We start from the raw sequence: 12,521 nt of genomic DNA, 5'->3' as shown, positions 1-12,521 counted from the left end.
TTAACTTACCTGATATTGAGTTAGATTTAGCTCGCTGAAGGCAGGATGCGGAATGTTAGGGTCTAGTCCTAGATACCCCATGCACCAAGTGTATATTTCATTCGTATAAGGGAGTGGAATATTGAGATGCTCACCTAAATGAACGAGTAAACTTAGCCCATAAACAATATCTTCCTGAAATACTCGATGTTGTTTATTAAAAGACCAGCCACTTTGCTTATGTTTTATTAATGGTAATTGGATACCATGGTAAGCCTCATTGGTACGAAGTATTGACCAAAGGGTTTTTGTATCACTAATTTGTTTAGGATAAACTTCGCGTAATTCATCAATTAAGGACTTTACTGTGACTAAAGGAATACCTAAGTTGTCTATTAAGTGTCGGCAAATAGAGAGTCGTTCTTCATCACAACGCTGTAAATAATAGGCGCTAAGCTCGGTACAATCATTCCACCAGCAGATAGGTGACTCAAAATAGTCATTATGCCATTGAGCGTATGGGCCGATTAGCCCGTAGATTACCGAGCTATGCATTATAGGGTTTGCTGGTGTTAGGGTAATTTCCAAATAGTTATCGAGAATACTAATAGGTGCGGAATATAGCCTTGATAACAATTTATGAAGCTGCTTTTTATTGGATTCATTTTCTCGACGATGAAAAGCAATAAAAAGTGCCGACTTTTCTCCACCGAAACAGACTTTAGTCCCAGGTTCTAATCCCCATGCTATATGAGGAACATCTTTCATTCCCCAAATCACGATATTAGGATTGTTTTTAAAGAACTGTTCAGCAAGCCAGTCAAAACCATTAATTCCAGGAATAGCACCGATAAAAACAGTTTTAGAAGAAGATAGATAAGCAGAAATAAAACGTAACCAACTTGCTTGATGATGGGAAGGGACAGTAAGAATGACTATGTCAGCTTCAGGTATCACCAGTTGTGGTGAATTGGTTATTAATCCAACAGAATGGTTTATTATCTCACCATTATTGTAATGAACAGACAGAATATTGTTTTGCTGTTGATGGCGTTCAACCGTTGTTGCATTTTGGGTCAGTAGTGATGTTTTTATATTTAGATATTGACTAAATAAAGCTACAGCAAGGTGACCCGTTTGACCTCCTCCGCAAATCACAACATTAAGATGTTTTTCTTCCGACATGACTTCCTCCTTAGCTAGCTTTCTCTAAAGAAACAGTATTAGTAAGCCAATGATTAAGTTGATGAGATATATCAGGTGAGGTCAAATTACGAGAGCTAAGCCACTGCTCATTAAATACGGTATTAAGATATTTTTCACCGCCATCAGCTACGATAACAACGATATTGCCGTGAATAGTATCGTTATTAATATACTCTAAGGCTTTATAGACAATTCCTCCGGTAGAGCCTCCTATTAACAAACCGTATTGGCTAGCAATATATCGCGCAGTTTCAAATGCTTGAATATCTGAAACCTGTGTATTATGGTCAATACAGCTGTAGTCCAGTACTAATCCAACTTCGTCCCCTTCAGGAGTGCCTGTACCTGATTGATAATAAGGTTTTCCTGGATATCCAAAAATAATGGACCCTTCAGGTTCAACGGCAACAGTGATAGTTTGTGGATTATGGGACTTTAGGCCTTGAGAAACACCAGTCATTGAGCCGCCAGTGCCAACACAGCCTATATATGCATCAATTCTGCCAATTTGTTCTATTAGTTCACAAACTAATGCAGCATAACCACCTGAGTTTGCTACATTGTCTGATTGATTCATAAACGTTGTATTGGGAAGTTGGGAGGCTAATTCACTAGCAAGGCGCTGACGTTCGACAACAGCTACTTCGTCTTCCTGATAATTACCAGTAACATAACGGATTTCAGCACCTAGTGCTTTCATTATCGCTATTTTGTCAGGAGCGGCGTGATGATCAACAACGGCAATAAAATGTAAATCAAATTCAATAGCAGCAAGCGCAAGGCCAATCCCAGTATTGCCTGATGATGATTCTATAATGGTACTTTTAGGCTTAATTTTCCCCGATTTTAGCCCTGCAATAACCATATTGCGTGCCATTCTGTCCTTCATACTTCCACCAGGGTTGTTCTTTTCTATTTTTAAAAATAAGGCACTTTTTTTATGGGGAACTGCAATACGTAAAATGGGTGTATTACCTATCAAATCAGTGGTTTTGTTGTAGATCATAAGCTTACCTATTTAGTGTCTTTGAAAAAGATAAACTGCCCAACATTGTTTTCCTGTACATATAATCGGCAAGGTATTGGGTGCCGATGAAATTGACTCTCAAGTAAATCCATTTGATATCCCGCGGTATTAACGAATCCTAATAAGTCACCTGCTTGGGGAAGGTTGTTAAATAAAATAAGTCTGTGAGTAATAACATCATCTTCTAAACAGCTATGTCCTGCTATCCATGCTCGGATAGGTTGCTGTTTTGATTGTTTGGTAACAATATGAAAAGGGTCGATTAAAAATTCAGAGTTAAACCACGTTTCGCAGGCGCTGAAGCTACTGCCTTCGACAAATATAATAGGGTGTTCGGATTGCTGGCAGGTACGTACAACTCGAAATAGAGTGATGGCGCTTTGATCAACAAGGCTACGCCCAGGTTCTATCGCTAATGTGACATTTAGCTTATTAATATATTGGGCGATTGTTTCATTATCGGTACATTTGCTTGTGAGTAATGTGCTAAGCCATTGTTCTGCTGACTGTTCACTACCATAAGGATAAAAATCTGCTGGAATACGGTGATTTTGATAAGTTTCAGTGGATTGATTATTAACCCAAGCTTGATAATGTTCTGTTGGGACATATTGAATAGGTAGCCCACCTCCGATATCGATAGTTTGGATGTTAAGCCCTAATTGTTGTGATAATTCAATCAGCGGTAATATTTCGTGAAAAGCTTGTACCCGTGAGGCTAGTGTATAGCCACCTAAATGGAAGTGGATCCCTTGCCATTGTAATTTATCATGTTGTTTCACTAATTTAAGTGCATTAACAAAAGCCGGGTATTTCATGCCGAATCGTGAATGGCTTGAATGCGGTTGATATCGCAGTAGTACTCTTGCTTTAAGTGATTGAAATTCTAATAAATGTAGAATATCTTGTAATTCTTCAAGTGAGTCTACGACAATTAGTGAGTTATGTAATATCAGTTGCCAGAGAAAATCATCTGTTTTGGCAGGGCCAGTAGCGCAAATTTTTTCAGGTGAAATGCCATATTGGTTGGCATCTCTCCATTCATGAAGGCTTGAAACATCAACTCCAATATTTTCTTCGATAGCTGTTCTGAGCAGGACGTTTGATTGATTAACTTTCACACCATATAAAATACATCCATTCACGTTGTTTTCTTGAAAAACAGCCTTCAGTTTTTGGATGTTCTGTTTCATCGTATGAGGAAAAACTAAGTTCAATGGTGAACCATACCGCTTAATCAATCCGACAAGCTGTTCATTATTAGAAAAACACAGTTGATGAATCTGAGGATCCATAATAGGAGGAAGCTCTGTTGGGGCTATTGTTTTAGCTGATAAATGAACAACAGTTGATATATTGACTAAGTTAGATTGATCCACCATGATTTTCACCTCTTAAAAGTCCACAGCAATTGATCCCATTACAGTTCTTGGTGAGCCTTGAGCGAAGGTGCTGTACGAAGCAACGCCAGACCAATAGTGTTCATTTAAAATATTATTGATGTTTAGCCTCAATGTTACAGGGGTATTGGAAACAGTTGTTTTATAAGCAGAACCGACATCAACGGTTGTCCATGAAGGAATTGAGTGGGTATTTTCTTTGTTCACATATTGGCGGGTATGATAATTAACATTGCCATTAATACTTAAACCAGAGACTGAAGGAATATCATATTCGGCTCCAATATTAGCCACCCAAGGAGATACACCGATGGGTTCATGCCCTTTGTTTTTCCCTGAAGCAGTTTTAGTCAACTCGGCTTGAATATAGGTAACACCACCCGTTAAACGAAGTGATTCAAAAGGTTTGCCTGATATACTTAGTTCGACTCCTCGGTTTCTTTGTTCATCATTTGCTGAGTAAATCAAACTGTTAGGATCTAATGATCCACTTGGTTTACTAATTTGGAATAGGCTTAAAGTGGTTATTGCAGATGGTTGTTCATATTTAACCCCTAACTCATACTGTTTTGAACGAAATGGTTTCATCATTTCGCCACTATTTTTTGCATTAACTGGTGCGGTGCTTCCTTTACTTAGCCCTTCGACATAATTAGCGTATAGAGAAATATTATCTACAGGTTTAAACAATACACTAACGAGAGGGGTGATTGCGGACTCGTCATAACGAGTTGAAAGCTTACCCAAAGTAAAATTGTCAGACTTTACATTTTGATAGCGAAGGCCTGGAGTCACCATAAAAGAATCATTCAAGAAGCCGATAGTATCGACGAAAGAAACTCCTGATAGTGTATTTTCAGAACGTTTAGTTATTTTAGCGTAAGCAGGGATCTGTTTATCAATATAAGTAGGATTAAATAAATTGGTTGTATAAGGTGTTCCTGCTGTAGTGCCAATACGGTAGCGATCAAAATATTGATTCCACTGCAATGCAAGTTGATGTGATACTCTACCCGTCATGAATTCACTTTTAACCCCAGTACCAACTGAATAACGTTGAGTTTTAGTTTGGAAATTCATGATATAGGTTGAAATATCGCCTTGATTGTTAAGGATTGTATAGATTTGCTCATTAACTCGATCTATACGAGTAAGTGCTCCTCCTATATCCATAAATAGCGATGTATTGCTTAATATGTCATATTCCATATGTAGTAATGCGGAATCATCATTAGATTTCCACCATGTCCAAGGGCTGGCTAAATTGATTTTCCCACTCGGGGCCGAAGGGACAACACCATCAGGACCTAAATAAAATGGTCGATTCGTAGCATTCATATTTTGGTTTTGAATTATTAAATCTAAAGATGAGCGAAAGCGTTCATTAGAATAATCTAACGCAATTGCACCAACACTTTGCCTGCGTGTTTGATGATCGACAGCTGTATCACCATTGGTGTAGCTACCGTTAACACGAATACCAAAGTATTGGTTATTATCTAGATCATATAGGCGGCCCATATCTAGTCTGCCACCTAATAGTGAGTCGCTAAGGTACTGAGCGGTTAATTGTGTAATCGGCTGGGCACTTGCACGTTTAGTTACGACATTAATAACTCCACCAACTCCACCTTCAGGAGACATACCATATAGCAGTGAAGCGGGTCCTTTTAAAATATCAACACGCTCGGCATAATCCGTTAAAAGTTGAAAATTAGGAGATACACCATAAATTCCATTTAATGCAAACTCACTGATATTGCCTTCAGTAATAGGAAATCCTCGAATATATAAGGAATCAAGAAGACCTCCTTTCGAGCTACTAATTTGTATTGAGGTATCGTGAGATAAAATATCTGAAATTTGCTGTGCTTGTTGCGACTGCATATAAGCCGAATTATAATTTGAGATATTAAATGGAATATCCATAATATCCTTATCACCTATTAATCCTGCTTGCATTATTCTAGATGAAAAGTTATTAGGTTGCTGATTATTATTACTTGTTGTGGTAACTAGAATACTATCTTTATTTTTTTGCTCATTAGTTTGAGCATGTGCTGTTATTGTGCAAGATATCCCAATAACAATATATAACCATGTAGAGAATATGTTTATATTCTTATCTGTGTGTTTAGTTTTATTTTCTATTAAATTATTTTTCATATTTAAATTATCATTCAATTGATTTTTAATAAAATGAAGGGAATAGTATTACACTCGCCTTCTTGGTTAATGGATTTCTATTTGTTATTTTTGAAATAATAGAAAAGGATTTGTTAACCCATGTTGTATTCGATAATTAGTATATTGTTGAATATGCATACTAAGTAGCGAACGAGTTTGCCAAGGCTCATTCATAAACATTTGGTATTCATGTCGCCATAAATTATCATCAACTCGTGGTTGGAGCTGTTTAAAAACATCATGAACAACTGTTTTTAGTTCTAACCAAAGCTGGTGATCAGTCAATCGATAAAATCGAGTTAGGTGTACGGCAAGTTCGTGTAAATGGCAGACTAAACAGGCACTGATTAGAAATGTTCTAACGGGTTCTATATCTTCTTCAAAAATAGTAGGTAAGATGCCAGGCCAACGATAAGCTTGCAGCTGATAACCCCGCTGATTCAATAAAGGTAAAAATATTCGACCATCACCATAATCACGTATTAAAAATTTCTCAGGAATACCTTGAACAGTGAAGAGCACTTGAGTGTTTTGTTGATGGGCTTCCAGAGCAACTCCATAAAGTAAAAACATCGAAATACAAGGTGTTAGAATTACAGTCGCATATTGGTTAAACCATTGTTGAGGTGTTAAACCTGATTTTTCAATCAATTCAGTAAATATTGGTCGTGGTTGATATGGTAAATCAGTAAATAGAGTTGCCACAGTTATTGGCAGTAAGTGATCGTTTTTTTCATAAGCGTTGGTGCAACGAAATACGACAGAAATAAAGCGTCCTGCTGAATCATCTTGTTCTACTGCATGGCGGTAATGGATACCTACATCTTCACGCAGAGACTCCATTTTTCCATTAAAATAATGTTCGTGGTTTAAAATGTCATCTATTAGCTGACTTATTCTAGGTCCCATATGGATAGACTTAGCTTGTAAGCTACGCATTTCACTGGTCATCCAAACGGCGATAGGTAACTTTATAAATGCGGTGTTAATTGCATCTGTTGGTAACATTGTCCTGAATGACATTGTGGGTTTTGTTTCTAATTGAGGGCCATCAATGAGTAAAATTTCTTCGTCAATCAGTGATGTTGCTTGTTGTTTTACCCAATGATTTAAATGCCAGTCATGAACGGGAAGAGGCAGCCATTGGTATGGATTTTTCCCTTGTTGTTTAAGCCATTTGACCCATTGCCGGCCAACGATAGGGAATCGTTGAAGGAACCAATCATGAATGCTTTCCACATGAGGTAGTGACTCAACATAGGCCATATCTTGGCGTAGCGCCATAACTGTCAAATTTACCGTTGCATTAAACTCAGGAGATAAAGCTGCAACATCTTCTAAGCTCATGTTTGGCCTACTTTTCCATGTAGGATAATAGGGATGGCCTTCCAATGAGCCCCATTGATCAAGAAATAAAGCCGCATCACGTATACTATATTGTCCGGTAACCCAATCAGTCAGATAGTTGGTATTGTATTTTGCCATTTGAGTATTAATCAGTACTGACCATTCGGTACGATAATTGCGAGCGTTAATATCATTATTAATACTGTTTTCAATATCTGATTTTAATTTATTAATATTGTTATTATTAAAGGTTATATTTAACTCTTCCTCTAATTTTTCTAGAAGATAATATATTGTTTGAATAATTTCTTTTTTATTGTTGTTGTTAATTAAATAAATACCACCATAATTAAAGAATGTATCTACCGGATATATTTCCATGTTCTTAAAAAGAATCTTATAAGGGGTTTTCTTAAATTTATAAATATACCCACAATGGTCTATATCCCAATAAACTTGCTTTTTATCAATAAGATTCTCAGCAAATAAACAATGAATTAAACGTCTAAGTGCATTATTATTAGAGTGTTTTTCATTAATGTTAAAAGCTACTTTCTTTATAGGGTTACTTATCATGATCAGCCTCTTAAGCTACGAAAATGAATCAATTAACGGCATCTGTAATCTATATTCACTAAAGGGAGGATATAGATAAGAATATTTGAAAGATGATTTTAATAACGTTAGCATCACATAAAAGAATAGTAAATGATAATTATTCTTTTTTTTATTCTCAATTGTAAGTGAGAGAAATAAATATGTTATTCAAATAATTAACAAGAAAGGTGAAATCTAGAAGATGTAACATGTCACGGAATGCTTCTTGCCATTTGTTATCATCAATATCTATTGACTTAAAGTAGCGGAGCATCCTTGTATACTGTAGTAGCCTTGGGCTTATTTATAGGTTTGTTTGCTTTTTTCAACTTGGTCAACAACCTGAAATTTAAAGGCAAGGGAATAATCGTGTTGACTGTGTTTTAGTGAGCAGTTTCTAACATTCTCCAATTGTGGATTGGGAAAGTGTTAACCTTATTTAGAATTGGTCAATTGATTAATAAAATGTTCATTATTTAATCATAATAAGCCTTTTTATTTTTTTTGTCATAATATAATTTCTATTTTTTGTTTTTTTTAATATAACATAATAAAAAAATAAGGAAATAAACATATGGAAAATATATTTATCGATGTTATTGATAAGGAGTATGAATTTTTATGTCAATTATATTGGCAGGTTGAGGGAAATGGTCGATTTTCATATTCAATGATTAAGATAGAAGAAAAAACACAATTAAAATCTAAGGAAATAAAAACTATTGTTGCTAAAAGCTGTAAAGCCTATAGTTTAAAACTAAAATGTGTTTCATGTGGTGAAATAGAATGTCTACGAGATAGAAGCCACTTTTCACATTTAAACGGTCTTGAACATGTTTGTATTGATTGTATTCGTATAGAGAATGAAAAAGAAAGGCAGGAAAAAATTGAATACATTAATGACTTATTATTTTGTAAAAAAGAAAATGCATTAAGTATTAATGATCTTTCTTTTGAAAATAGTGTTTTTTTACTTTCACTTATACGGTATTGTGCGGATGAAAACCTAATTTATTTAGATAGTCTTAACAATCTGAAACATGAGAAATTAACACCTAGTTATAATTTTGATTTATTAATTATAGAACAGCTTTATGCTTCTGGTGTGATAGCAATAAGTACAGTTACTAATTTAAAATATTTAAGTGTTAGTGGTGATTATGTTTATTTTAATGATGAGTTTATGTGCTGGGAAGTTATTGTTAAAGAAACAGATAACTTATCATCGATTATTGATTTATTGGAGAGGAAATTATCTGATTTATATTACTTACAAGAAAATAAAAAATCACTAATTGAACTATGTAAAAAAAATAATCTATTTGAGTGTTTTTTTTATTTAAACCATGAAATGAATGAATATAATTTCACATCTTTTCAAATTGGTGAAAAAACCACGAAAAACATCACCTGTTTATTAGAAAACTTATCTGTAGGGCAAGTTTTCTATATTATATCTAAAACAGTTACCGATGCTTTTATATATCACCAAAAAAAATCGACTAAAATCAACAAAGGGCAAGCTGCGAACTCTGTTGTTGATGCAATGAAGCGAATGCATGAAAGATATTTAGCTAATGGATGGTCGATCTATTCAAAATATCGGCCTCGTCATTGCCCTCAATCGGTACTTTGTCAGGTTTTATTTGTATTTATCTTGCAAACAGATGATGGTGGTATTTATAAATCGTTAAAACAAATTATAACTGACGATGATAAGGGGGTTTTCTTGAATCATTAACACATAATTTTATGTCTTAATGATTCAATCACCTAATCTTGCTGCATAGGAACGTAAAACACATTTTTCATACTAGATAATTTTAAAATAATATCAGCACCAAGAATGATAAAATTAAGTATTATTATTTGTTCATAAATTCACCTTAATTATTATATTTAGTGTTTGTTATTTAAATTCAATATATAAATATATTGGGAAAATAAATTCGTAATATACTGATGATAAGAATAACCCGACAATCTGTTTTTGCCGGGTTTTTCTTTATTAAAATGAAAATTTACTTTTTTCATTGTATCTTTCTATTAATATGTCTTTCCCATTTTTTAACGTGATTTTGTGAGTAAATCGATCATCATTTGTTGTTAGTTCTTCGTTTTTATTAGCTATTTTGATTGTGTGATTATTTATTTTATATATGGAACCATCAGGTTCATTTTTTAATAAACTAAACATATTGATAAAAATTGCATTGTCATTATTTATTTTGTTTTTATTATGATTGTGTATTAGCTCTATTTTTTTTGAGTCTGGTGAACTGTAAATAAAGTAAAGATTTTTTTTCGTTAAATCATTTCCAAATGCGTAATTATCGTATTCTGATAATTCTTTTTTTATGTAACTTTGTGGTTTATTCGTTTGTGTTTTTTTAAAACTGTCTGTTTTTCTATCTAACTCTTCAAATTTCTTCTTTAATGAAGCTACACAGTCAGTGTTAATGGGCTTTTCTTTTATATTATAGACAAATGGTTTCTTATTATTAATAAAATTATTGTTTTTATTTGTCTCTATAAGTAATTTTAATTCATTTACTTTCATTTTAAATTATCTCCATTTTATTTCTTATTTTTAGTTTATTGGAGTGGAGTTATTATCGATATCAAAAAAAGAGACTAAGTCTACCCTTTTAATAAATTTTCTAAATCACTAAATATAGATTGCCACTCATTATCATCAATTTCCATAAATCCCATATAACGCAACATAAAAGCGCCTTCAGTGGCTAGAAAAACAATTCTTGCTTGTTTGCCTTTTTCTGTTGAAGTATCTAGTCTCGCAAGCCGTTCACGATACCAAGTACGCGTACTTTCCAGATATTCAGGGGTTTGTAATAAGGATGCCATTAAGGAAGCGCCTTTTGCCATCGAGACTTTGTCGTGCTGGTGGGTCGCTTGCATATGCGCAAAAATTTTCCCTTCAGGGGAGTTATCTTGTTCAATTGTTTGATTGAAAATTTCATCATAGGACTGGCCCCAACGCTCAAACATTGCATCGATTAAGGCATCTTTATTGCCAAAACAATATTGAACCCCACCTTTAGATATCCCCATCGCTTTGGCGACTGCGTCGATAGTGAGCGCTGTAGCGCCTTGCTGTAGAACAATGTCTTCAGCAGTATCAAGTAATTTTTCTCTATCGATTGTTCGTTGACGTCCCATTTAGAAAAACCTCTTTTCAATACGTACGTATGGATTTATATTGTAGCACGATCAGCACAGAAATCATGATCAAATAAACTCATTGAGAGAATTTTATGTTAACCGATTATAAGCGCTGGATAGTGCTTCTATTAGTTTCAAGTGTACTGTTTCTTATCGTTATTGATGTCACTGTACTGTATACCGCATTACCTAAATTAACCCATGATTTAGGCGCTACGTCATCTGAAAAACTGTGGATAATGAATGCGTACCCACTGGTTGTCGCTGGGTTATTACCTGCAGCGGGGATGCTAAGTGATAAAGTCGGTCACAAACAAATGTTTTTGTTGGGGCTGCCGTTATTTGGTTTAGCCTCGTTGTGTGCTGCATTTTCACCAACAGCAACAAGTTTGATTTTGTCTCGTGGCTTTTTGGCTGTAGGTGCCGCAGTAAGTATGCCTGCCACCCTTGCGATTGTAAGGCATGTTTTTTTAGACCCGAAAGAAAGGGCGTTAGCAATTGGAATATGGTCGGCAGTTGCTTCAGGTGGGGCGGCAATAGGCCCTTTGATCGGCGGTATCTTACTTAACCACTTTTGGTGGGGCTCTGTTTTTTTAATTAATGTACCCGTCGTTTTATTGGTTATTCCGTTCGCTTGTTATTTAATCCCCAAATGTGGTGGTAACAGCGATAAAAAAATCGATATTTTAGGTTCCATTCTAGTGTTAATTGGTTTAATTGGAGTTATTTATGCGTTGAAAGAGCTCGGTAAACCTTATACCGACTGGCCGGCGGTATTGGTTTCAGGTGTTATTGGGGTTTTCTTTTTGGTGGCATTTAGAAATCGACAAGTGAAATCAACATCACCAATGATTGATTTTACGCTATTAAAGCACCCTAAATTCAATGCAGGGTTGATGATGGCGATTTTATCCATTGTGGTTATTGTTGGTGTCGAATTATTACTAAGCCAACGTTTACAACTGGTATTGGGCTATACCCCATTTCAAGCTGCGTTGTACATCATCCCAATACCCTTAGCGTCAGTATTTGCAGCACCTTTAGCCGGTATGTTCTTACATAAGTTGGGTGAGATTAAACTTACCATTTTAGGGTTTAGTTGTACGCTAATTGGTGTTGTGGGATTGGCTGTCGTTTATCAAACATCAACGGGTATCTTACTGCTTTCATTTCTTTTTCTTATTGGTTTTGGTCTTGGTGCGATATTCACGACAGCATCAACGACAGTGATGTTAAACGCCCCTGATGAAAAAGCGGGTATGGCAGCATCAATTGAAGAAATTGCTTATGAAATTGGCAGTGTCTTAGGTGTCACCTTTATGGGGGGGTTAATGAGTGCTATCTATACGTTAAAACTCTCATTACCTGAAGACATGACTGTCAGCGATAAAGTTTATGGCAGTATTGATGAGGCTTTATTAGTTTCTGAATCACTGCCAGTAAATACTGCATCAGCATTGATAAATCAGGCAAATATTGCCTTTGACCATGCTTTCTTAGGGGTGATGGTAGCAACTATTTTTGTTCTGCTGATCAGTATTATTGTTCTGCCTTATTTGTTACGTTCCAAAAAGGCATTAGTAAATTAATTAGGT

Annotated in this window: 9 protein-coding genes; 2 read left to right on the top strand and 7 right to left on the bottom strand. The window is 35.1% G+C overall.

All coding sequences use genetic code 11. The features are described from left to right. From PZ638_RS00140 to PZ638_RS00120, 5 genes are all read right to left on the bottom strand, one after another. Nucleotides 1-1,164 (bottom strand): NAD/NADP octopine/nopaline dehydrogenase family protein, encoded by a 1,164-nt coding sequence (locus PZ638_RS00140; RefSeq protein WP_144141674.1) that lies wholly within the window; start codon nt 1,162-1,164, stop codon nt 1-3. Between the two features lie 10 nt (nt 1,165-1,174). Further along, on the bottom strand, nt 1,175-2,191 hold the full coding sequence (locus PZ638_RS00135) for a PLP-dependent cysteine synthase family protein (RefSeq protein WP_144141671.1): 1,017 nt from the start codon (nt 2,189-2,191) through the stop codon (nt 1,175-1,177). A gap of 8 nt (nt 2,192-2,199) precedes the next feature. Then, on the bottom strand, nt 2,200-3,594 hold the full coding sequence (locus tag PZ638_RS00130) for a Y4yA family PLP-dependent enzyme (RefSeq protein WP_094962000.1): 1,395 nt from the start codon (nt 3,592-3,594) through the stop codon (nt 2,200-2,202). Between the two features lie 12 nt (nt 3,595-3,606). Further along, nucleotides 3,607-5,778 carry a TonB-dependent receptor gene (locus PZ638_RS00125; RefSeq protein WP_094961999.1) on the bottom strand — a complete coding sequence of 724 codons (2,172 nt, stop codon included), beginning with the start codon at nt 5,776-5,778 and terminating at the stop codon, nt 3,607-3,609. Between the two features lie 84 nt (nt 5,779-5,862). After that, nucleotides 5,863-7,527 (bottom strand): IucA/IucC family protein, encoded by a 1,665-nt coding sequence (locus PZ638_RS00120; protein ID WP_231665154.1) that lies wholly within the window; start codon nt 7,525-7,527, stop codon nt 5,863-5,865. A 790-nt stretch (nt 7,528-8,317) separates the two neighbouring features. On the opposite strand from PZ638_RS00120, the gene PZ638_RS00115 reads away from it, so the two are divergent. Then, nucleotides 8,318-9,484 carry a hypothetical protein gene (locus PZ638_RS00115; protein ID WP_094961998.1) on the top strand — a complete coding sequence of 389 codons (1,167 nt, stop codon included), beginning with the start codon at nt 8,318-8,320 and terminating at the stop codon, nt 9,482-9,484. A gap of 267 nt (nt 9,485-9,751) precedes the next feature. Here PZ638_RS00115 and PZ638_RS00110 read toward each other — a convergent pair whose 3' ends face one another. Both PZ638_RS00110 and PZ638_RS00105 read right to left on the bottom strand, forming a co-directional pair. After that, nucleotides 9,752-10,303: a hypothetical protein gene (locus PZ638_RS00110; RefSeq protein WP_094961997.1), complete on the bottom strand. Its 552-nt coding sequence runs from the start codon at nt 10,301-10,303 to the stop codon at nt 9,752-9,754. An 80-nt stretch (nt 10,304-10,383) separates the two neighbouring features. Continuing rightward, nucleotides 10,384-10,923 carry a TetR/AcrR family transcriptional regulator gene (locus tag PZ638_RS00105; RefSeq protein ID WP_094961996.1) on the bottom strand — a complete coding sequence of 180 codons (540 nt, stop codon included), beginning with the start codon at nt 10,921-10,923 and terminating at the stop codon, nt 10,384-10,386. A gap of 95 nt (nt 10,924-11,018) precedes the next feature. On the opposite strand from PZ638_RS00105, the gene PZ638_RS00100 reads away from it, so the two are divergent. Then, the gene (locus tag PZ638_RS00100) at nt 11,019-12,515 is read left to right on the top strand and encodes an MFS transporter (protein WP_094961995.1); all 1,497 of its coding nucleotides are present in this window, start codon (nt 11,019-11,021) and stop codon (nt 12,513-12,515) included. The last annotated feature ends 6 nt before the right edge of the window (nt 12,516-12,521 follow it).

Source organism: Providencia hangzhouensis (assembly GCF_029193595.2).
Lineage (GTDB): Bacteria > Pseudomonadota > Gammaproteobacteria > Enterobacterales > Enterobacteriaceae > Providencia > Providencia hangzhouensis.
The sequence above is the reverse complement of the archived record's forward strand: the minus strand, read 5'-3'. Positions and strand labels throughout refer to the sequence as shown.

What these genes read in the sequence shown, in the direction of transcription:
- PZ638_RS00100 (WP_094961995.1), top strand. Translation starts at nt 11,019, where the DNA reads ATGTTAACCGATTATAAGCGCTGGATAGTGCTTCTATTAGTTTCAAGT.
- PZ638_RS00140 (WP_144141674.1), bottom strand. Translation starts at nt 1,164, where the DNA reads ATGTCGGAAGAAAAACATCTTAATGTTGTGATTTGCGGAGGAGGTCAA.
- PZ638_RS00130 (WP_094962000.1), bottom strand. Translation starts at nt 3,594, where the DNA reads ATGGTGGATCAATCTAACTTAGTCAATATATCAACTGTTGTTCATTTA.
- PZ638_RS00125 (WP_094961999.1), bottom strand. Translation starts at nt 5,778, where the DNA reads ATGAAAAATAATTTAATAGAAAATAAAACTAAACACACAGATAAGAAT.
- PZ638_RS00120 (WP_231665154.1), bottom strand. Translation starts at nt 7,527, where the DNA reads ATGGAAATATATCCGGTAGATACATTCTTTAATTATGGTGGTATTTAT.
- PZ638_RS00110 (WP_094961997.1), bottom strand. Translation starts at nt 10,303, where the DNA reads ATGAAAGTAAATGAATTAAAATTACTTATAGAGACAAATAAAAACAAT.
- PZ638_RS00105 (WP_094961996.1), bottom strand. Translation starts at nt 10,923, where the DNA reads ATGGGACGTCAACGAACAATCGATAGAGAAAAATTACTTGATACTGCT.
- PZ638_RS00135 (WP_144141671.1), bottom strand. Translation starts at nt 2,191, where the DNA reads ATGATCTACAACAAAACCACTGATTTGATAGGTAATACACCCATTTTA.
- PZ638_RS00115 (WP_094961998.1), top strand. Translation starts at nt 8,318, where the DNA reads ATGGAAAATATATTTATCGATGTTATTGATAAGGAGTATGAATTTTTA.